Source organism: Curtobacterium sp. MCLR17_032 (assembly GCF_003234795.2).
Classification (GTDB): Bacteria; Actinomycetota; Actinomycetes; order Actinomycetales; family Microbacteriaceae; genus Curtobacterium.
This window is the reverse complement of sequence record NZ_CP126268.1, coordinates 2,779,716-2,801,090: the sequence shown is the minus strand read 5'-3', so window position 1 is coordinate 2,801,090 and position 21,375 is coordinate 2,779,716. Positions and strand designations below refer to the sequence as shown.

Annotated in this window: 15 protein-coding genes; 9 read left to right on the top strand and 6 right to left on the bottom strand. The window is 72.5% G+C overall.

Annotation, left to right across the window (positions count from 1 at the left end; all coding sequences use genetic code 11):
- Positions 1 to 88: 88 nt before the first annotated feature.
- The 4 genes from DEI97_RS13215 to DEI97_RS13200 all read left to right on the top strand — a co-directional run bounded on the left by DEI97_RS13215 (position 89) and on the right by DEI97_RS13200 (position 5,900).
- A complete protein-coding gene (locus DEI97_RS13215) occupies positions 89 to 1,087 on the top strand; it encodes a glycosyl hydrolase family 18 protein (protein WP_111074595.1) in 999 nt (332 codons plus the stop codon).
- Between the two features lie 181 nt (positions 1,088 to 1,268).
- Positions 1,269 to 2,198 carry an AAA family ATPase gene (locus DEI97_RS13210; protein WP_111074644.1) on the top strand — a complete coding sequence of 310 codons (930 nt, stop codon included), beginning with the start codon at positions 1,269 to 1,271 and terminating at the stop codon, positions 2,196 to 2,198.
- Positions 2,198 to 3,532 (top strand): DUF58 domain-containing protein, encoded by a 1,335-nt coding sequence (locus DEI97_RS13205; RefSeq protein ID WP_111074596.1) that lies wholly within the window; start codon positions 2,198 to 2,200, stop codon positions 3,530 to 3,532. Before DEI97_RS13210 ends, DEI97_RS13205 begins: the two co-directional genes overlap by 1 nt.
- Positions 3,533 to 3,560: 28 nt before the next feature.
- Positions 3,561 to 5,900: a transglutaminase TgpA family protein gene (locus tag DEI97_RS13200; protein ID WP_111074597.1), complete on the top strand. Its 2,340-nt coding sequence runs from the start codon at positions 3,561 to 3,563 to the stop codon at positions 5,898 to 5,900.
- A 135-nt stretch (positions 5,901 to 6,035) separates the two neighbouring features.
- Here DEI97_RS13200 and DEI97_RS13195 read toward each other — a convergent pair whose 3' ends face one another.
- Together DEI97_RS13195 and DEI97_RS13190 are read right to left on the bottom strand one after the other, a co-directional pair.
- Entirely contained in the window at positions 6,036 to 6,674 is a 639-nt protein-coding gene (locus DEI97_RS13195; protein WP_111074598.1) for a TetR/AcrR family transcriptional regulator, read from the bottom strand.
- 287 nt (positions 6,675 to 6,961) lie between these two features.
- A complete protein-coding gene (locus DEI97_RS13190; protein WP_111074645.1) occupies positions 6,962 to 7,840 on the bottom strand; it encodes a trimeric intracellular cation channel family protein in 879 nt (292 codons plus the stop codon).
- A 70-nt stretch (positions 7,841 to 7,910) separates the two neighbouring features.
- Here DEI97_RS13190 and efeU point away from each other — a divergent pair, with 70 nt between their 5' ends.
- Genes efeU through DEI97_RS13175 form a run of 3 tightly spaced genes read left to right on the top strand, consistent with a single transcriptional unit; the run spans position 7,911 to position 12,041 of the window.
- Entirely contained in the window at positions 7,911 to 9,512 is a 1,602-nt protein-coding gene (efeU, locus tag DEI97_RS13185; RefSeq protein ID WP_111074599.1) for an iron uptake transporter permease EfeU, read from the top strand.
- Complete coding sequence (gene efeO, locus DEI97_RS13180; RefSeq protein ID WP_111074600.1) at positions 9,499 to 10,746, top strand: iron uptake system protein EfeO; 1,248 nt, start codon at positions 9,499 to 9,501, stop codon at positions 10,744 to 10,746. Before efeU ends, efeO begins: the two co-directional genes overlap by 14 nt.
- Positions 10,743 to 12,041, top strand: coding sequence for a Dyp-type peroxidase (locus tag DEI97_RS13175; RefSeq protein ID WP_111074601.1), 1,299 nt, complete (start codon positions 10,743 to 10,745; stop codon positions 12,039 to 12,041). The genes efeO and DEI97_RS13175 overlap by 4 nt, the downstream gene beginning before the upstream one ends.
- A 312-nt stretch (positions 12,042 to 12,353) precedes the next feature.
- Here DEI97_RS13175 and DEI97_RS13170 read toward each other — a convergent pair whose 3' ends face one another.
- From DEI97_RS13170 to DEI97_RS13155, 4 genes are all read right to left on the bottom strand, one after another.
- Complete coding sequence (locus DEI97_RS13170; RefSeq protein ID WP_111074602.1) at positions 12,354 to 14,792, bottom strand: bifunctional metallophosphatase/5'-nucleotidase; 2,439 nt, start codon at positions 14,790 to 14,792, stop codon at positions 12,354 to 12,356.
- Positions 14,793 to 14,944: 152 nt separating this feature from the next.
- Positions 14,945 to 16,759, bottom strand: coding sequence for a thiamine pyrophosphate-requiring protein (locus DEI97_RS13165; RefSeq protein WP_111074603.1), 1,815 nt, complete (start codon positions 16,757 to 16,759; stop codon positions 14,945 to 14,947).
- A gap of 55 nt (positions 16,760 to 16,814) precedes the next feature.
- On the bottom strand, positions 16,815 to 17,738 hold the full coding sequence (locus tag DEI97_RS13160) for a sugar phosphate isomerase/epimerase family protein (RefSeq protein ID WP_111074604.1): 924 nt from the start codon (positions 17,736 to 17,738) through the stop codon (positions 16,815 to 16,817).
- Positions 17,735 to 18,952 (bottom strand): Gfo/Idh/MocA family protein, encoded by a 1,218-nt coding sequence (locus DEI97_RS13155; RefSeq protein ID WP_111074646.1) that lies wholly within the window; start codon positions 18,950 to 18,952, stop codon positions 17,735 to 17,737. Before DEI97_RS13155 ends, DEI97_RS13160 begins: the two co-directional genes overlap by 4 nt.
- 103 nt (positions 18,953 to 19,055) lie before the next feature.
- Here DEI97_RS13155 and DEI97_RS13150 point away from each other — a divergent pair, with 103 nt between their 5' ends.
- Positions 19,056 to 20,477 carry a glucose-6-phosphate dehydrogenase gene (locus DEI97_RS13150; protein WP_111074605.1) on the top strand — a complete coding sequence of 474 codons (1,422 nt, stop codon included), beginning with the start codon at positions 19,056 to 19,058 and terminating at the stop codon, positions 20,475 to 20,477.
- Positions 20,478 to 20,567: 90 nt separating this feature from the next.
- Positions 20,568 to 21,353 (top strand): dienelactone hydrolase family protein, encoded by a 786-nt coding sequence (locus DEI97_RS13145; protein ID WP_111074606.1) that lies wholly within the window; start codon positions 20,568 to 20,570, stop codon positions 21,351 to 21,353.
- The last annotated feature ends 22 nt before the right edge of the window (positions 21,354 to 21,375 follow it).

Genomic DNA, 21,375 nt, shown 5'->3' with positions numbered 1-21,375 from the left:
TTTCGTCGTTCCGCCGTGCGGTGCTTCGACGAGGTCGGGCCAGGCCCGGGATCGGCGCACCGGCTACGGTCATCGGGTGATGCGACGGATGACGACAGCCGCGGCGACCGTGGCGGTCGCCGCCCTGCTGCTCGCCGGCTGCAGCACGGGCAGCACACGCGCCGACGGCAGCGGCATCGAGGGCTACGTCGAACCCGGTGGTGGCGCTGCCGATCGCGTCCGGACAGCGATCGACCGCGGCGCGGACGTCATCGGCGTCGACGGCGCTGCACTCTCGGACGACGGCACACACCTGCTGCCGACCTCCGGTGACGTCGGGGAGCTGGTCGGCGTGGCTGCGAAGGCTGGAGCCCGGACCGAGGTGCTCTTCAGCAACTACTCCTCGACCATCGGGGACTTCTCGCCCGAGGGTGCGACGGCCCTGTTGTCGTCGTCGACCAACCGTGCCCGGGTCGTCGGGCAGCTCGTCGACCTGGCGGCACGACTGGGGACCGACGGCGTGCAGATCGACCTCGAGTCGATGCGCTCCCAGGACCAGGCCGACCTGGTCACCTTCACCCGGGCGCTCCGCACGGCGGTCCGCGAGCGGCTCGGGAACGATGCCGAGGTCTCCATCGCGATGATGTCGTCCACCGACCCGGCCGAGTACCGCGAGCGGGGCTACGACCTGGCCGGGCTCGCCCCGCACCTGGACCGGACCGTGCTGATGACCTACGACCAACACGGTCCGTGGAGCGACGCCGGGACGATCGGGTCGCTGCCGTGGGCATGGAAGGCGATCCGGACCGCGATCGACGGGGGACTGCCGGCGGACCGTATCGACGTCGGCGTCGCCGGCTACGGCTACGCCTGGGGCCCCGGCGCGGATGCCGCACCGATCCCGGCAGCCCGGGCCGCGCACCTGGCGGGCGACCGGGCGGAGTGGTCGGACCGGACGGGGGAGTGGTCGGCGACGCTCGTGGACGGGCGGCAGCTGCACTGGTCGGACGACCGCTCGTACGCCGCCCGTCGCGACCTGGCTCGCGACCTCGGCGTGCACGGTGTCGCGATGTGGTCCCTCAACCTGTCGACACTGCCCGACCGCTGAGCGGGAGGCGGCACCGCGCCTCCCGTCCGGACGACGCGTTCGGTGACGCATCCTCCGGTTGTGCTCACTCGGCCGTTGTAGCATCGCCGGACATCGACCCAGCGGCGAGGAGAACTGCGTGCCGGAGCTGACCCACCACACCGTCCCGATCGACCGGATCCAGGACGCGGGGGCGGCCGTCATGGCGTCGGTCGCGACCGTGGTGGACGGCAAGTCCGACGCCATCCGCACGGCCCTCACCGTGATGCTGGCGGAGGGGCACCTGCTCGTCGAGGACGTCCCCGGCGTCGGCAAGACGGTGCTCGCGAAGGCCCTCGGTGCCTCCGTCGGCGGGTCCGTGAGCCGCATCCAGTTCACGTCGGACATGCTGCCCTCGGACGTCACCGGCGTGAACATCTACGACCAGTCGTCCGGCACCTTCCGGTTCTCACCCGGGCCGGTGTTCGCGAACGTCGTGATCGGCGACGAGATCAACCGCACCAGTCCGAAGACCCAGTCGGCGCTGCTCGAGGCGATGGCGGAGTCGCAGGTCACCGTCGACGGCGTCACCCGGCCCCTCGAGTCGCCGTTCATGATCGTCGCGACGCAGAACCCCGTCGACATGGAGGGCACCTACCCCCTGCCGGAGGCGCAGCGCGACCGGTTCATGGCGCGCATCACGATGGGCTACCCGAGCCCCGGTGCCGAGCGCCGGATGCTCGCGGCCCGCGGCGGCCACGACCCGCTCGCCGACCTGCGTCCGGTCGTCGACGTCGACACGCTCCGCGCCATGATCGCGTCCGTCCGCACGGTGCACATCGCCCCGGACGTCGAGGCGTACATCGTCGAGATCGTCCGCGCGACACGGATGCACCCCGACCTGCTCCTCGGCGCCAGCCCGCGCGCGACCCTGCACCTGGCGCAGGCTGCCCGGGCGCACGCGGCGCTGCTCGGCCGGCCGTTCGTCACGCCGGACGACGTCGCGGTCCTGTCCCCGGTCGTGTTGGCCCACCGACTCGTCCCGGTGGCCCGGGGCCTCGGCGGATCGGCGGAGGACACCGCCCGCGAGATCGTCGTCCGGATCGTCTCCGACACCGCGGTGCCGTTCACCGCGACCCCCGTCCGCTCCTGATGGTCGACCAGCGCCCCGCCGCCCGTCCGTTCGCGCTGCGCGCGGGCGCGGCCGGCTCGGTGCTGTCCCGGGTCGGACGCCGCGGGCTCGGCATGCTGCGCCGGACCCCGTTCCCCCGGCCGACGCTCCGCGGCTGGACCGTCCTGGCGGTCGGTCTCGGCCTCGTCGGCGGCGGCCTGGTCGCCTCGATGAGCGTCGCCGTGTCCGCGGGGCTGCTGCTCCTGGTGCTCGTCGTCTCCGGCGTCGTCACCGCACTGGCCGTGGCGGCGCCGCTCCGCGCCTCCCGGTCGGCACCGCGCGCGATGGTGCAGGTGGGCGAGGTCTACCGGGAACGGGTCACGATCCGCGGGTCGGAGGTGCGGTTCGCACCGCGCTCGACGCTGCTCGTCCGCGAGCAGCTCGACGACCTCTTCGTGAGCACCAACGAGGCCGCGTCGCTCGTCACAATCGGACCCGGCACCCCGCCGGCGGTGCTCGACGTCGAGGCACTCGCGATCCAGCGTGGGCGGGCGTTCGTCGGCCCGGTCACCGTCCGCGTCGAGGACCCGTTCGGGCTGCTCCGCATCGACCGACCGGTCGTGCCGGCCGAGGAGGTCGTCGTGGTCCCCGGCACGACCCCGCTCTCCGCACTCGACACCGGGGCGCTCGCCGGCGCGGTCTCCGCCGACGAGGGCCGGGTCGGTCAGGGCGGATCCGCCGACGACAGCGAGCTCCGCCCCTACCGGCCGGGCGACCCCATCCGGCGCGTGCACTGGGGGCAGAGCGCGAAACGCGGCGTCCTGCACGTCCGCCAGACCACGCAGGCGCAGCCGCCGGAGGCCGTGGTCGCCCTGGACGTCCGCCGCTCGTCCTACCAGCAGCTCGGCCGCGACGACCTGTCCGAACTGTCCGACCTCGGCGGCGACCAGGCCTTCGAGCACGCGGTCGTGGTGGCGGCGAGCGTCGCCCGGGCACTGTCGGCACGGACCTCCCGGGTCGCGCTCGTCAGCGACGGACCCGGCGGCGACGTCCGGCACAGCGGGGACGCCGGCGGGCTGTCCGAGGTGCTCGTGGGTCTCGCCGACGTCCAGGCGCGGTCCGACGCCCGGGAACTGACCGACGTCCTGCACGGCGTCCGCGGCCGGGACGTGCACGGCATGACCGCCGTCGTCACCGGGCACTGCAGCCCCGAGGAGGCCGCCGAACTCGTCTCGACGACGAACGGGTCGAGCCGCGGTGTGCTCGTCACCGTCGTCGCCCCGGACCCCGTCGTGCGCGGGATCATGGGCCGTGCCGGGTGGCGCGTGCTCGTGGTCCCGGTGCCCGGCACGACCATGAGCGGACACAGCCGATGACGGCCACCAGCCCGAGCGGACACACCCGATGACCGCCACCAGCCCGGCTCGGCAGCGCGAGCACGTCGACGTCCGCCAGGTGCTCGACCGCGACGACCGCAGCCCGGACACCCCCGGCGCCTGGGTCGTCGCCCTCGCCCCGCTCCCCGTCCTCGTCGCCGCGCTCGCGATGCGCCCACTCGTCCAGGGCATCTCGTGGTGGCTGTCCGGCGCGGTCTTCGCAGCCGTGCTCGTCGCGGTCCTGCTGGCCGTCCGGACCCGCCCGCGGGGCGTCCGGTTCGTGGCGCTCGTCGCGACGCTCGTGCTCGGCTCCTGCGCCGCCGCGCTCCTCAACGACACCGCACCGCTCGGGTGGCTCGACCGGAACGGCGCTCTCGGGCAGACGCTCGCGGCGATCCGCCTCAACCCGGCGCCGCTGCCGCAGACGGACTCGATCCGGCTGATCGTGACCGTCGCGATCGCCTGGGTCGCCGGCGCTTCGCTGTTCCTGGCGGCCGTGGCCCCGACCGCCGCGCTCGCCGCCGCACCCGCGCTCGTGATCCTCCTGGTGCCGGGCATCATCACCGGCGAGGCCCCGTCCGCCTGGCTGGTCGTGTTCACCGCGCTGGCCTTCCTCGCACTGCTCTGGACGTCGGTCCGGCCGGTGCAACGGGTGTTCCCGGCCGCCGTGGTCGGTGCGATCGGGCTCGTCGTGGCGATCGGGCTGCCGGTCCTGGTGCCGATCAACGCCGGCTGGCTCTCCGGTGTGACCGGGGCGGTCCAGTCGCCGATCCAACCGGGACGCCCGGGGACCCTGCTCGAACTCGGCCAGGACCTCCGCCGACCGAACGAGCTCGAGGTGTTCCGCTACCGGTCCTCCGACGGGCAGCCCGAGTACCTCAAGCTCGCGGACCTCGACGAGTTCGGGACCGGTGACTGGGTGCCGACCGTCACCGACGCCTCCACCGCGGACACCGCGGACCAGTCCCGCCGGGTCGACGGCGTGAACCCGCGGTTGGCGGACCGCGGCGACGTCACCGTGCAGATCACCGGGCTGTCGAGCAACTACCTGCCGCTGCCCGCCGGGGCGATGTCGGTCGAGTCGAAGTCGACGAACCTCGACCTCACCCAGTGGCGATGGTCCGGCGACGCCAACACCGTGCGCTCCGCCGGTCCGGCGACCCGCCGCGGTGCCACCTACGAGGCGTACGGCGCCTCGGTCTCGGCGAACGCCTACCTCGACGCCATCGCCGCCTCGGGCCGGCTGTCCCAGGCCGACGGTCGTGGCTTCGTCGCCCCGTCGCCGGCGCAGCTCCGCACCGACACCGAGCTGCCGAAGGACCTGCCGGCGGTGATCCGCACCACCGCGGCCCGCGTCGACGCCGGTGCGACCACCGACTACGCGCAGGCCCGGGCGCTCGAGCAGTGGTTCCGCAGCGGCCTGTTCACCTACTCCGAGACAGCCCCGGTCGAGCAGGGCTACGACGGCGACAGCATGGACGTCATCGCCCGGTTCCTGCAGGAGCGTTCCGGGTACTGCGTGCACTTCGCGTCCGCGATGGCCGTGATGGCCCGGACGCTCGGCATCCCGTCCCGCATCGCCGTCGGCTACCGCGCGGGTGCGAGCCGCGAGGACGGCCAGTACACGGTGTCGAACCGCCAGCTGCACTCGTGGCCGGAGCTGTACATCCGGGGTGCCGGCTGGGTGTCGTTCGAGCCGACGCCGGACTCCGACCAGGCCGCGCAGCCGCAGCCCTCCGCGTCCGCCACGCCGGCACCCGTCCCGACCGCGACTCCGCTGCCGGCCCCGGGGGAGACCGCGCCGGCGTCGGCCTCGGCGACGCCCACTCCGACGCCGACCTCGGCGGCCGCGGCTGGCAGCAGCACGGGTGGCGGCAGCATCCCGTGGGGTGTGCTGGTCGGTGTGCTCGTCGCCCTCGCGGTCCTGGTGGCGCCCGGTTCGGTCCGTGCAGCACGTCGACACCGTCGACTGGGGGCGGTCGCCGCCGGACGCCGGCCAGCCGTCACCGCCTGGCGGGAACTGCTCGACGACCTCGCCGACCACGGCTTCACGCCGGGGGCGGCTCCGCCCGGCGACGCGGCTGCGGTCGCCCGGACCGCTCGCGCCGATCTCGGCCGGCTCCGGACGGTCGTGCCGGCATCGGTGCTGCCGCACCTCGGGTCCGTCGTGGACGCCGTCGACCACGAGCGGTTCGCCGCCGACGGCCGGTCCGACACGCAGGCACTCCTCCGGTCCGTCCAGGAGGCCCGCACCGCGTTGGACGCCGCCGTCTCCCGTGGCCGCGTGGTCCGGTCCCGACTGCTCCCGCCGAGTCTGCTGCCCTCCGGGCGTCCGACCGACCGACGACCGGCACCCGCGGCGGGCTGACCCGGGCGGCTGGCCCGGACCTTGCTGACCCGCGGCGGGCTGACCCGGGCCGCTGGTCTGGCGGCTGGCCCGGGCGGCTGACGCGGCCCGCCGTTCCGGATCACGCTGGCCCGACCACGCTGGTGCTGTCGCCGGTCAGCGCGGCCGGAGCACCGCCTCCACCATCGTCGCGACGGCGTCGCCCGGGTTCATCCCGTCCAGGGCGGGTGCGTCGAACACCATCCCGGAGTTCGTGGCGATCAGGATCGTCGCGAATGTGTCGAGCGGCATGCCGGGGTCGACCTCGGGGTGCGCGGCGAACCAGGTGTGCACGAGTTCGCGGACGCCGTCCTGCAGGGTGCGCCGCTGGCGGATGAACTCGGGCATGAACTCCGGGTGCCGGATCGCGTACGCCCGCAGTTCGGAGAGCAGGGCGAACTCGGCGCTCTGGTCGTGTCGTCCGAACGCTGCCCGGACCACGTCGCCGACGTCTGCGGCGCTGATGTCGATGCGGATGAGCTCCTGCAGCGACTGCAGCACCCGGTTCGTCGCGCGCTGCATGACCTGTGCGAGCAGGTCCTCCTTCGACGAGAAGTTCGAGTAGACCGCGCCCTTGCTGAAGCCGGCGGCGGCGGCGACGGCGTCGAGTCGGGCTTCGTGCACGCCCTGTTCGGCGAAGACCCGCGAGCCGGCGGCGAGCAGACGCTCCCGGACCTCGGATCGTGGGGTGCGGGGGACCGGCGTGGTGCGGTCCTCCGGTGTGCCCGGGTCTGCCGGGTCGCTTGCGTCGGTCATCGGAGGATCCTGTTCCGGGACTCTGCTGGTGCGGGTGGAGCTGGTGCTGCGGCGGTGCTCGTCGGGTGGTGACCGGTGCTCCCGTCGGCAGGCCCGGGGGACCGCACCGCGTGTCTGATCACGCGCGGAGCGGTGGCCCCTCGTGCCGGCACGGATGGTGCCTGCACGCCCGCGGCTGGACCGCCGTCTTCGGGTCACGTCGGTCCGTCGTCCGGGGGAGTGCAACCGGGTCGATACCCGGCGGTCTCGAGTGTACGGGCTGGGGGTCACCGGGGACAGCGTGACGGTCAGTCCTCGCGGTTGTCCGCGCGATCCGGTGCGTCCTGGTCGAGGTGCAGCGCGCCGGTGTGCAGACCGTCGAGGCGGATGCTGCCGGTGTGCAGACCGCCGGCACCGGCGTCCTGCCCGGGCCGGCGGAGGAGCCCGGTGGCACCCGGACGGAGCAACCGCGCGGCACCCGGACGGACCGGCCGCGGCGTGCGCCCACGCCCGCGGCCGCGTCGGAGCAGCGAGGCGAGCTGGGACTGCGGCTGCCAGTTGCGGCCGTTCGGCAGGCCCCAGCCCCAGCGGACGGCGCCCCAGCGGAGCAGCAGCGAGAGCACGACGGCGGCGACGATGCCGATCGTCGGGGACCCCAGGGCCGAGGCGCCGACCATCACGGCCGACGCGGCGACGGCGACCGAGGCGTAGAGGGCGTTGCCGCCGAACACGGCCGGCACGCGTCGCAGCAGCAGGTCCCGCCCGACCCCGCCGCCGACTGCGGTGATGGTGCCCATGATGATCGCGGCGGGCCACTCGAGCCCGGCGTCGAAGGTTCGCTGGACCCCGACCACCGCCCAGAACCCGATGACGGCGGCGTCGAGGAACGTGAACAACCGGTCCCACCCGCGCTCGGAGAACGACACGAAGAACGCGACCAGCGCCCCGGCCACCGCGACCGGCACGTACAGCGGGTCGGTGAGGGCGACGGGCGGACCGTTCTGCAGCAGGACGTCGCGGAGCATCCCGCCGCCGAGCCCCGAGACGAACCCCACCACCAGGAAGCCGAACAGGTCGAAGTCCATCGACCGGGCGACCGCGCCACCGAGCAGTGCGGACGCGAAGACCCCGGCGAGGTCGAGCACGTTCGTCACGGCGGCGAGGCCGTCCACGGTCAGCAGGTTCATGAAGACCATCAAAGCGCACGGCTCCCCGGCTGGCGGTTCGCGCGCCGGTTAGGTTAGCCTCACCTTCGTCATGCTCGCCACACTCGTCATCGGTCTCCGCGAAGGCCTCGAAGCCACCCTGATCGTCGGGATCATCGCCGCGTTCCTCCGACGGAACCGCGTCCCCCTCGCCCCGATGTGGACCGGGGTCGGCGTCGCCGTGCTCCTCAGCATCGCCGTCGGGCTCGGGCTGCAGGCGGTCGAGCAGGCGCTCCCGCAGGCGCAGCAGGAGGCGATGGAGGCCCTCATCGGCATCGTCGCCGTGGTCTTCGTCACCGGGATGATCGTCTGGATGCGGATCCACGCCCGCCACCTCAGCCGCGAGCTCGAGGCCAGTGCATCCGCCGCCCTCGGCCGCGGCACCGCCTGGGCGCTGGCCGGCATGGCCTTCCTCGCCGTCCTCAAGGAGGGCTTCGAGACGTCGGTCTTCCTCCTCGCCACGTTCCAGGCGTCGAGCGACACCGGTCTCGCCGCCCTCGGCGCGGTGATCGGCATCGCCGGCGCGGTCGTCGTCGGCTACGGCATCTACACCGGAGGCGTGCGGCTCGACCTGGGGAAGTTCTTCACCGGCACCGGCGTCTTCCTGGTCTTCGTCGCCGGCGGCCTGGTCCTGACCGTGCTCCGCCGCGCGCACGAGGCCGGCTGGGTCGTGATCGGCCAGCAGCGCACCGTCGACCTCAGCTGGCTCGCCCCGAACGGGTCCGTGCAGGGCGCCCTCGTCACCGGCGTGCTCGGCATCCCGCCGGACCCGCGCGTCATCGAGGTGCTCGGCTGGGTCCTCTACGTCGTCCCCGTCCTGGCCCTGTCGCTCTGGCCCCGCCGGTGGAAGCCGTCGGCCGTCCGCGTCCCCGCCGTCCGCATCGCGGTCGCGTCCGGCCTCGCGGTCGCTGCCCTCGCCCTCGCCGTCGCCGTGCCGACCGGGCACACCGACGTCCCGGCGACCACCCGCCTCACCGGCGACGCCCGTTCCGTCAGCGCAACGGTCTCCGGGTCCGCCGCCACCCTCCGCGTCGCCGGCAGCAGCTCCGGCAGCACCGGCCGGGAGGCCCGGATCACCCTCCCCGCATCGGCCCACCGCCGTGTCACCCGCGCCGGCACCGCGACCGACCGGTGGCGCGTCACCTCGGACGGATCGGCAGCCGACCAGCCCGCCTCTCTGACGCTCGACGACCTCGTCCAGCTGTTCGGCCGGATCCCGGTCGGCATCTCACCGAGCAGCGCGCCGGGGCCGTACCGGGCCTCCTGGGCGACCCGCGACACCGTGACGCTGTGGAGCGTCGACGGCGGCGTGGTGGACGCGAGCCGTGCGGAACGCTCGGTGCTCACGCTGACCGGTGGGGGCCTCCCGACCGCCCGGACCAGCACGCTCGACCGCACCGTCTGGGCCGTGCCGCGCGCCACCGTCGACCGGACGACCGCCGCCCTGGCGGCGGACCGGACCCACACCGCGGAACTCGCCCTCTGGACCCGCTGGCTGCCCCTCGCGCTCGGCATCGCCGCCGCCGCACAGGTGCTGCTCGCCCTCCGGGACCGCCGTCGCCTCGGCCTGCCCGACTCGACCGTCCCCTCGACCACCCCCACCCGTGGCCCTCCCGTCACGGCGACCGCAAGGAGCACCGATGCCGTTCGGTAGAGCGACCACCGTCCGACCCCTGACCACGCGGGGACGCCTGGTCACCCTCGGCGCGCTGGGCGCCGTCGCGGCACTCGCCCTCACCGGCTGCGCGAGCAACGGGACCGCCTCGGGCGACGCCACCGAGACCTCCGGCAAGGTGGCCCGCGTCACGGTCACCCTGACGAACGACGGTTCCGACCGCTGCGCCGTGAGCAGCAGCACGGTCGGCGCCGGCCCCGTGACCTTCACCGTGAAGAACGAGTCGTCGACTGCCATCACCGAGGTCGAGCTCTTGCAGGACCAGCGGATCCTCGGCGAGAAGGAGAACCTGGCTCCGGGACTCGACCCCGTCTCGTTCACCGCGACGCTGACCGGCGGGAAGTACCAGGTGTACTGCCCCGGTGCGGAGCACGAGCTCACCGGCCTGACCGTCACCGGGTCCGTCAAGTCGACCGCGAACAGCAGTGCCGCGAGCCTGCTGCAGGACGGCACGAAGGGCTACGCCGAGTACGTCGACGGCCAGGTCACCGACATGGTGACCGCGGTCGACAAGCTCAAGACCGACGTCGACGCCGGCGACCTGGCAGGGGCGAAGACCGACTACGCGAACGCCCGCCCGTACTACGAGCACGTCGAGAGCGACGTCGACGGCTTCGTGAAGAAGGGCCACAAGGCGACGGACAACGCCGGCAACCTCGACTACCTCATCGACATGCGGGCCTCGAACGCCGACCCGGCCGTCGGCTGGAGCGGCTTCCACGCCGTCGAACGCGACCTGTTCGCGAACGGTGCGATCACCGCCGACACGAAGCGGTACGCCGACGACCTGGCCACGAACGTGCACCTGCTCGCGAAGCTCGTGCCGACGCTCGACTACAAGCCCGAGGACCTGGCGAACGGGGCCGCCGGACTGCTCGAAGAGGTCCAGTCGAACAAGATCACCGGCGAGGAGGAGGCCTACAGCCACATCGACCTCGTCGACCTCGCCGCCAACGTCGAGGGCTCCCGGCAGGCCTTCGCGTACCTCAAGCCCGGACTGACCAAGGTCGACCCGGCGCTGACGAAGCAGATCGCCCAGCAGTTCGACGCCACGAACACGCTCATGGACGGCTTCCGGAACGCCGACGACCTGGGCGGCTTCGACAGCTGGGACGCCAGTGCCAAGGCGGCGCACGCGAACGCGATCTCGCAGCAGGTGCAGGCGCTGCAGGACCCGCTGTCCCGCCTGGCCGAGAAGGTCGCCACGGCGTGAGCGGCCGCAACGACCGGGACACCGCCGAGGACGACACCCGCGGGGTCTCCCGCCGGGGGCTGCTCGGCGCGGGTCTGGCCGTCGCCGGAGCCGGAGTCGGCGCGGCCGCGGGCATCGCCGGGTCCGCCGTGGCGAGCGGGGTCGACCCGTTCACCGCGGCGGCGAACGGCGACGAGTCGGTCGACATGTCGCGCAGCCACCCGTTCTACGCGACGACGGCCGGTGCACCCCAGGGTGGTATCCGGACCGATCCGCAGCGGCACTGCGTGTTCATGACGTTCGACCTGACGCTCGGCACCGCGACCGAGCTGCAGGTGCTGCTCGCCCGCTGGTCGGCCGCGATCGCGCAGCTGCAGGCCGGCCAGACGATCGGCAGCGTCGAACCCGCCCACGGTGACGGCGTCGGTGCGGACACCGGCGAGGCGCTCGACCTCGGGCCCGCGTCCCTCACCGTCACGGTCGGCCTCGGCCCCGGGGTGTTCGACGAGCGCTTCGGCCTGGCCGGCAAGCGTCCGGCGGACCTCACTGAGCTGCCGTCCCTGCCGAGCGACCGCTTCGAGTCCGGCCTGTCCGGCGGGGACCTGTCCCTGCAGGCCTGCGCCGACGACCCGCAGGTGGCGTACCACGCGGTCCGCGACCTGGCCCGGATGGCCCGGGGGAGCGCGACCGTCAAGTGGACCGTCCTGGGCTTCGGTCGGGCCTCGGCCGGGCCGACCCAGGCGACCCCGCGGAACCTGATGGGCTTCAAGGACGGCACCCGCAACATCACCACCGACGCCGAGCACGACCGCTTCGTGTGGCTCGACGACGACGCCGACTGGATGGCCGGCGGCACCTACCAGGTCGTCCGGAAGATCCGGATGAACCTGGAGATCTGGGACGCCGACGTCGTCAGTGACCAGCAGCGGGTGTTCGGGCGGACGAAGGTCAGCGGCGCGCCGCTCTCCGGCGGGCAGGAACACACCACGCCGGACTTCCACGCGACCGCCCACGGCCAGCCCGCGATCGACCCCCGCTCGCACGTCGCCCTCGCGGCACACGAGGCGAACGGTGGCGTGAAGATCCTGCGCCGCGGTTACAACTACACGGACGGCCTCAACCAGTACGGGCAGCTCGACGCCGGGTTGCTGTTCGTGGCGTACATGAACGACCCGGACCACTTCACGCGGCTGCAGCGGAAGCTCGGCGCGTCGGACCGGCTCAACGAGTACATCGCGCACATCGGGTCGGCGGTCTTCGCGGTCCCGCCGGCACCCCGCAAGGGTTCCTACATCGGCGAGCAGCTCTTCCGCTGACACCGGCCGATCGACGGGTGTGAGAGGGGTGTCCTCCGCCGTTTCCCTGGAGGCGGAGGACACCCGCGTCGCGGGGTCCGATCGGGCGGAACCACCGTCCGGCGACCCGGCGCGACGCATCGCGCATGGCGACGAGTGCAGCGTACCGCGGTGACATGCGCGGACCGACCGTGCTGTCCGACAGCGGCTCCCCGATCTCGCAGGGCGGGCCTCCCGGCCGACGGCGTCGAGCGTCACCGCTCGGACACGCGGACGGGCCCGCCCACCGGTCGGTGGACGGGCCCGTCGTGCTCGGCGAGGCCGGGAGGCGCGTCAGCCCTCCGCGCGCTCGCTCACGTCGTGCGCGGCACGCTTCCGGCGGACCACCAGCAGTGCGGTCAGCCCGGCGAGGAGCAGCAGCCCGGCCGTGAGGGCCGGTGCCGCGAGCTCGGCACCCGTGTAGGCGAGGTCCCCGCCGTCGGCGGTGTCGATCCCGCCACCGCTGATCGGCACGACACCGCTGCCGGTGCCACCGAGGCCGGAGTCACCGGAGCCCTCGTCGCCGGAGCCGCCGTCAGCACCGCCGGGAACGGGGGTCGGCGTCGGGTCGGAGCCGTCGGTGGGGTCACCCGGACCGGTACCCGGGTCCGTACCGGGGTCCGGGACGACCGCGAGGGGGATGGTCACCGCCAGCGTGATCTGCTGCCCGTTCGGCAGTTCCACGACGAGCGGCTCGTCCGAGGTCTCGACCGCCGTGGCGGCCAGGCGCGACGCGGTCGACGGCGTTGCCGGCTGGGCGGCGCCCGACTCGGGGACCGTGAAGGTCAGCGAGGCGCGACCCTGCTCGTCGGTCTTGTCGACCACCGTGGTGTCGACCGGGCTGGTGGCGAGCACCTGGCCCCCGGCGGAGACCGAGACGTCACCGCTCTGGTCACCGGCGTTGCTGAACACCAGCGAGGACAGGTCGACCGTCACCTCGTCACCGGGCTGGAAGCCGCCCTCGGGTACCGGCGTGGTGGTGACACCGACCGCGCGCTGGTCCATCGGCACCGTCACCTCGGGGTGGGCACGGAAGTACTCGACCTGTGCCTCGAGGTCGACCTTGCCGCTGTCCTGCTTCGTGGCGGCCTGCTTGAACGCCGCGAAGTTGTCGCCCCCGCCCGCGAGGAACGAGTTGACGGTCACCTTGTAGGTGGTCGTCGCGCCGATCGCCTCGCCGTCCAGCGTCATCGACGTGATGCGGGAGCCGGCGGCGGCCTGGGGGTCGTACGTGTACGCGAAGCCGTCCGAGGCGCCGAGCTTGAGGAACGGACGGGACGCGGTCGACGGCTGCCACTGCTGTTCGAGCGCCTGCCGGATCTGGTCACCCGTGAGGTCGAGGACGACAAGGGTGTTCGCGAACGACTGGACCGCCGCCGCCTCCTTGTAGGTCACCGGGCCTGCCGCCATGTCCGCGCGGAGTCCGCCCGAGTTCATGAACGCGATCTGCGAACCCTGTCGATCGGTCGCTTCCCGCTGGACCTCGGCGACGAAGTTGCCGAGCGTGGACTCGCCACCCCGGTTCTCCGAGCCGTCGCTCTGGACGGCGCGCCGCATGTCGCGGTCGATGGAGCCGAGTTCGACCGCCCCCTGCACGTCCGCTTCGGCGACCGCTGCGTCGACGGTCTGCTGGACGCCGGCGTCCGGCGTGAAGGTGCCGTCGACGAGGCGGACGTTCTCGGCGACGCTCGGGGTGACCGTGCCGTCGGCAGCGACCGTGAGCTGCACGTGTCCGAGGTTGAACCCGTAGGAGCCGGTCTGGATCACCGGACGCGGGATCGTGCCGCCGTCGGGGACGACCGAGTGCACGTAGGTCTGGTGGGTGTGCGCGGACAGGATCGCCGCGACCTTCGGCGTGACACCGTGCACGGCTCGGGCGAAGTCGGAGCCGTTGTCGAGGTCGGCGGCAGCCGAGGACTCCGCTCCGTCGTGCACGAGGAGCACGAGCACGTCTGCTTCGCCGTTCGTGTCGTCTCCGTCGGTCAGGTCGTCGGCGACGCTGTTGACCTCGGTGGTGATGTCGCCCATCTCGAGTCCGGCGATGCCGTCCGGGCTGACGAGCCCCTGCTCGACGAGGTCGACCGTGGCACCGATGAACCCGACGCGCTTCCCGCTGATCTCCTGGATCGAGTACGGGTCGAAGGCAGGCTCGCCGGTGGCGCTGTCCAGGATGTTGGCCGAGATGTAGTCCCACTTGGCGTTGCGGGCGCCGTCCGGCCCGATCACACGGTCCCGGAGGTCGTCCTGGCCCTTGTCGAGCTCGTGGTTGCCGATCGCGCTGACGCTGAGGTCCATCTGGTTGAGGACGTCGATCGTGGGCTGGTCCTGCTGGATGAAGGACTCGAACGTCGAGCCGCCGATGTTGTCACCCGAGCTGACGAAGGCGGACGTCGAGGGGTCCGGTCCGCGGAGCTGGTCGAGGGCACCGGCGAGGGTGGCCGCACCGGCGGCGTCACCGTCGCGGGGGGTCGGCTTCCCCGCGGTCTGCGAGATGGACCGTGTGATCCGACCGTGGAAGTCGTTGACGTCGTACAGGTCGATCGTCGTGTCACCGGCTGCCGCTGCGGCCGTGGCGGGTGCGGTGGCGGCCGGCGTGGTGGTGGCCGGCGTCTCGGCGGCGGAGGCGGCGGTCGGGGCGGCGAGGGCGACGAGGACCCCGGCGGTGGCGAGGGCGGTGCCGGCGACGATGCCGCGCCTCCGCCTGGTGGTCTCGGGGGTGTGGGACGGGCTCATCGGTGTGAGGACTCCTGGTGTGGTGGTTCCGCCCCCGGACGGGGGACGCGACCTGCCGAACCTACGAGGATGTACAGGCGACACGCCAGAGTCCGGGCGACGGCGTCACATGATGTTCAACTGGCCGTGACACCGCCGCCCCACGGGGCCGGTCAGTCGCGGCCGAACGCACCCTTCGCCCGCTCGACGACCTCGGCGGCCATCGCCTTCGCGGAGTCCTTCACGACGTCGAACTCCACCGGGTCGCCCTTGAGCAGGCTCTTCGCGGTGTTCATCGCGTACTCGGCGGTGATGTGCGGCGGCAGCGGCGGGACGCTCCGGCTGACGTAGGCGTCGATGAGCGTGACGCCCTGGTGCGCGAAGGCACGCTCGACGGCGGCGTCCACCTCGTCGTCGCTGTGCACCGCGATGCCCTGGAAGCCGAGCAGTTCGGCGTACCCGGCGTAGTCCATCGTCTCGACGTCCTGCGAGCCGCGCCACATCGGGTTGCCGTCCTCGGTGCGCATCTCCCACGAGACCTGTCCCAGGTCGTCGTTGTGCATGACGACGATGACCAGCTGCTTGTCCTGCCAGCGGTCCATGTACTTCTTCACGGTGATGAGCTCGTTCATGCCGAGCATCTGGAAGGCGCCGTCGCCGATCGTGCACACCGCCGGGCGGTCCGGGAACGCGAACTTGGCGGTGACGGCGTACGGCATCGCCGCGAGCATCGTCGCCAGCCGGCCGGACATGTCGCCGTGCATGCCGCGGCGCAGCCGGATGTGGTGGCCGTACCAGTCCGCCGTGGTGCCGGCGTCGCAAGTGACGGTGACGCCCGCGGGCAGCCGGTCGTTCACCGCGCGGACGACCCGGCGCGGGTTGACCCCGTCGCTGTACGCGACCTCCGCCTGGCGGCCCATCTCGGCCTCCCACTCGCGCATCTCGTCAGCGAGCTTCTCCTGCCAGCCGAGGTCGTCCTTCTGCTCGAGCAGCGGCAGCAGGGCGTCGAGTGTGGCACCGACGTCACCCCACATGTTGAGTTCGTTCGGGTACCGCAGGCCCAGCTGCTCGGGCTTGATGTCGACCTGGATGCCGCGGGCCTGCCCGACCTTCGGCAGGTACTCGCCGTACGGGTAGTTCGTGCCCAGGAGCACGATCGTGTCGCACTCCTTGATCTGGGTCAGGCTCGGGCGCGACCCGAGCAGCCCGACCTGCTGCGTGTGGAACGGCACGTCCGAGGGCACGACGTCCTTGCCGCGCAGCGCGGTGATGATCCCGGCGCCGGCCTTCCCCGCCGCTGCGAGCACCTGGTCGGTGGCACCGCGTGCTCCGGCGCCGACCAGGAAGGTGACCTTCTCGCCGGCGTTGATGATGTCCGCCATCTTGCGGATGTCCTCGGCCGGCGGCGTGATCCGGGTCGAGGCCGGGACGTCGCTCGAGCGGGAGACCCAGTGCTCCGCGCCGGGCTCGGACCAGGGCATGGCCTGCACGTCGTGGGGGAGGACGACCACCGCCGGCTGCTTCCGGAGCATCGCGGTGCGGAACGCCGTGTCGAGGACGACCCCGGCGGCGTCCGGCGTCGTGATGGTCTGCACGTAGCAGGCGACGTCGGCGAAGACCCGCTCCAGGTTCGACTCCTGCTGCGTGAACGTGCCGACGGCTGCCAGACCCTGCTGCCCGACGATCGCGACGACCGGCTGGTTGTCCATCTGCGCGTCGTAGAGCCCGTTGAGCATGTGGAAGGCGCCGGGGCTCGACGTGGCGATGCAGACGCCGACCTCGCCGGTGAACTTCGCGTGCGCGGTCGCCATCAGCGCCGCGATCTCCTCGTGCGTCGGGCGGATGTACTCGACGCCCTCGCCGGCACGGTCGGCCTTGCCGAGGGCGCCGTCGAACTCGCCGATGCCGTCACCCGGGTAGCCGTAGACGCGCGTGACGCCCCATGCCTTGATGCGGTCGAGGACGAATTCGCTGACGTTCTGGCTCATGCCTCCAGGGTGCTCCGGAGCCTCCTCAGGATTCCCAGCACCGCGGGGTCCGGACTCACTCGACCGCGATGAGTGGCCGGAGCGTCCGGTGCGCGATGCGGAGGCCCTCCAGCACCTTGTCGTCCTCCCCGCCCCAGAGCGGGTCCTCGTGCTCGACGCTCAGCGTGCCGTCGAAGCCGGCCTCGTACAGCCGGTCGACCACGTGCGGCCAGTCGACCACCCCGCGTCCGGGCACGCGGAACCGCCACCAGCCCATGTCCCACGGGTCGTCGCCCTTGTCGACCTTGCCGAAGAAGCCGTACCGGTTGCGCTGCTCCGGGAACAGCTCGAGGTCCTTCGCTTGCGCGTGCACGATGTGCTCGGCGAACGGCAGGATCGTCTCGACCGGGTCGATGCCGATCCACGTCAGGTGCGACGGGTCCCAGTTCAGGCCGAAGCCGAGCCCGGTGACCCACTCCCAGAGCTCCGGCGAGTACGCGATGTTGCCCGGGTACCCGTCCGGGTGCCACCCCTCCATCACGCAGTTCTCGATGATCAGGCGGACCCCGCGCTCGCCGGCGTAGTCGAGCAGCTCGGGCAGGACCCGGTCGCCCTCGACCATGTTCTCGCGGACGCTCTTGGTGTTGTCGCGGCCGATGAACGTGCCGACGTAGGGGACCCCGAGGCGCTGCGCGGCGTCGACCGCGTGCTTGAGGTGCGTGTGGACCTCGTTCCGGCGGGTTGGGTCCTGGTGCAGGTTGTTCTCGTAGTACGCCAGCGCGGAGATCTCGAGCCCGGTGCGGTCGAGCAGCTCCCGCGTCGCCTGGACGTCCTCGTCGGTGAGGGTCGCCACGGGCAGGTGCGCCGCCTCGAAGTCGCGGCCACCGGTGCCGGGCCAGACGGCGACCTCGAGCCGCTCGTAGCCCTGACCGCTCGCGAAGTCCGCGATGCGGCCGAGGTCCCACCCCGGCAGACAGGCCGTCAACATGCCGAGCTTCATCGGATCTCCCTCCAGGCGCGGTCGCCGGCACTGGCGACCACGCTGTCGATGATGCGTGCCGACCGGGCGCCGTCCGCGAAGGTCGGCAGACCCTCCGGCGCGCTGCCGGTCGTGACGGCCGTGTAGGTGTCGGCGACGAACGCGGCGAACGCGTCGACGTAGCCCTGCGGATGACCGGACGGCACGACCGCCAGACGCCGTTGGTCGGGGGAACCCTGGGACGGGTCGCGGACGACGATCTGCGCTCCGGTCTCGTTGCCGAACCAGGCGGACTCCGGCTGCTCCTGGTCGAAGGCCGCGGAGCCGAGCATGCCGTCCACCTCGAACCACAGGCGGTTCTTCCGGCCGGCGGAGACCTGCGAGATGACGACGTTGCCGATCCGGCCGCTGCCGGTGCGGAAGGTCGCGACCGCGGTGTCCTCGGTGGTGACCTCGGCGCGCTCGCCGGCGTCGGCGATCGGGTCCGGGTCGGGGGTGCCGGAGAACGAGGGGCCCGACGCTGCCGGACGGGTCGGGTACACGATGTCGGTGACGGCGCTGACCGAGTCGAACTGCTCGCCGGTGACGAACTCGACCAGGTCGCACCAGTGCGAGCCGATGTCCGCGAAGGCCCGCGACTGCCCGCCCGCGCCGGAGTCGACCCGCCACGAGGACGCGTCGGAGTCGAGCATCCAGTCCTGCAGGTAGTGGCCGTGCACGGCGAGCACCCGGCCGAGCTGCCCGTCGGCGATGCGGGAGCGGATCTCGCGGACCATCGGGTGGTACCGGTAGACGAAGGGCACGGTCGCGACGACACCGGCCTCGGCGGCGGCCCGTTCGAGCTCGTCGGCCTGCTCCGCGGACACCGCGAGGGGCTTCTCGCACACGACGTTGATGCCGGCGTGGATCACCGCGAGGGCCTGCGGGTGGTGCTGGTCGTTGGGCGTGCAGATGTGCACGACGTCCGGGCGGTCGGCGAGCACCGCGTCCAGGTCGGCGTACCCGTGCTCGAGGCCCAGCTGCTCGGCGACCTGCTCGGAGCGCTCCCGGTTCCGGCCGAGGACCCCCACCACGTCGGCACCGGCGGCCCGCGCAGCCCGGACGTGCACGGCGGCGATCATGCCCGTGCCGACGACGGCGACGCGGAGTCGTGCACCCCGCGGTGTCGTCGCCCGTGGTGGACCGGCCAGCTGCTGCCCCACACCGGGTGCGTGGACGTTGCCCTCTGTCGTCATGGTGCTCCCTCGCGCCGTGTCGACGCTCCCGCGCGTCGACACCGCCACCACCGTAGCGCCGAGGACCGGCCCCGTTCGGGATCCGGTGAGTACGGTCTGGGGCATGGCGAGCCTCCAGACCACACTGCTCATCCTCGGAGCCAGCGGCGACCTGTCCAAGCGGCTGTTGCTGCCCGGCCTCGCGACGCTCCTCGACGTCAAGGAGGACTGGGAGATCCAGCTCGTCGGCGCCGGTGTCGAGGACCTCTCGGACGCCGACTGGAAGCAGCTCGTGCACGAGGCGTTCGAGAACGCACAGGCGTCGAAGAACGAGGAGGACGAGGGCGCAACCGGCGAGACGGCGCTGTCCCCGCGCCTCCAGGCCGTGGTCGACGGATCGTCGTACCGCAAGGCCGACGTCACGTCCCCGGACGACCTGAAGACGTTGCTCGGCGACTGCCACTTCGACCCGGCCATCTACTTCGCCCTGCCGCCCGCGGTGACCGAGAAGAGCTGCGAGCAGCTGGCGAAGACGGACCTCCCCGCGCACACGCGCCTGGCCCTCGAGAAGCCGTTCGGCACCGACGCCGCGAGCGCTGAGCACCTCAACGACCTGCTGCACTCGTTCCTGCCGGAGTCGCGCATCCACCGCGTCGACCACTTCCTCGGACGCTCCACGGTGCTCAACCTGCTCGGCCTGCGCTTCGCGAACCGCATCATCGAACCCCTGCTGTCCTCCCAGCACGTCGAGCGCGTCGACATCGTCTACGACGAGACCCTCGGACTGGAGGGACGTGCCCGCTACTACGACAAGGCCGGCGCCCTGGTCGACATGATCCAGAGCCACCTGCTGCAGGTGATGGCGGTCGTCGCCATGGAGGCGCCCGCGTCGATCGACGCCGAGGACCTGCGGACCCAGAAGGAGCTCGTCCTCCGTGCCGTCCGCCCGTGGGGCGGGGACCCGCTGACGGCGGGCAAGCGCGCCCGCTACACGGCCGGCACGGTGGGGGACCGCTCGATGCCGTCGTACGTCGACGAGGACGGGGTGGACCCGTCGCTCGGCACCGAGACCCTGGCGCAGCTGAAGCTCGAGGTCGCCAACTGGCGCTGGGCCGGCGTGCCGTTCACCCTGCGCTCCGGCAAGGCGCTCGGCAAGCAGCGCCGCGAGATCCTCATCACGTTCAAGGACTCGCCGCACGTGCCCGACGGCCTGACCGGGGCGCACAAGCCGGACCGTCTGTGCATCTGGATCGCACCGGACGAGATGCAGCTCGAGCTCAACGTCAACGGCCCGGGCGACCCGTACACGATCGACCACACGGCGCTCGAGGTGACGTTCAACCCCGGCCGGCTCAGTGCCTACGGTGAGGTGCTCGCCGGGGTGCTCGAGGGCGACGCGACCCTGTCCGTCCGTGGCGACAGCGCCGTGCAGGGGTGGAAGGTCGTCGAGCCGTTCCTGCAGCTCTGGCGTTCCGGCGAGGCCCCGCTCGACGAGTACGCGGCCGGGTCGGGTGGGCCGGAGGACTGGGACAACGTCGACTCGTGACGCTGCCTCGTCGCGGTGTCTCGTCGCGGTGTCTCGTGACACCGCCTCGTCGCGGTGTCCCGTAGCGGCGCAGGCGTAGCGTTCGGAGATGTGACCACCACAGACGACGTCCTGCAGACCGTTCCCGAACCCGCCGGTGCCGACATCCGTGTCGAGACCGTCCACTACGACTCCGAGGGCACCGACCTCGAAGGGGTCCTGGCGAAGGACGCAGCCGTCGCCGGTCCGCGCCCCGCCGTCCTCGTCATCCACGACTGGCACGGGGTGAACGAGCACGTCGAGGCACGCGTGACGATGCTCGCGCGCCTGGGCTACGTGGCCTTCGGCGCCGACGTCTACGGTGCTGGCATCCGCCCGGGTGACGACACCGCAGCCGAGGTGGCCGGTCGCTTCTACGGCGACAACGCCCTCTTCCGCACCCGCCTGCGCGCCGGACTCGACCGCCTGCTCGCCGACCCCGACGTCGACGCGTCGAAGGTCGTCGTGATGGGCTACTGCTTCGGCGGCTCGGGTGCGCTCGAGCTCGCCCGCACCGGTGCCGACCTGGTCGGAGCGGTCTCGTTCCACGGTGGCCTCATCGCGCACGACCCCTCGGACGCGGACCAGATCCGCGCGAAGCTCCTGGTCCTCACCGGCGGCGCCGACCCGGTCGTGCCGGACGAGGCCGTGCACGCGTGGCAGGACGAGATGCGTGGGGTGTCGCACGTCGACTGGCAGGTCGTCACCTACGCGGACGCCATGCACGCCTTCGCCGTCCCGGGCACCGACGCACCGGACCACGGCGCGCAGTACCAGGAGCGAGCCGACCGTCGCTCGTGGCAGGCGCTGCAGGTGTTCCTCGCCGAGGTGTTCGACCAGGAGCCGACGGTCGCCTGAGCACCGCGTGCCGTGCTCGACG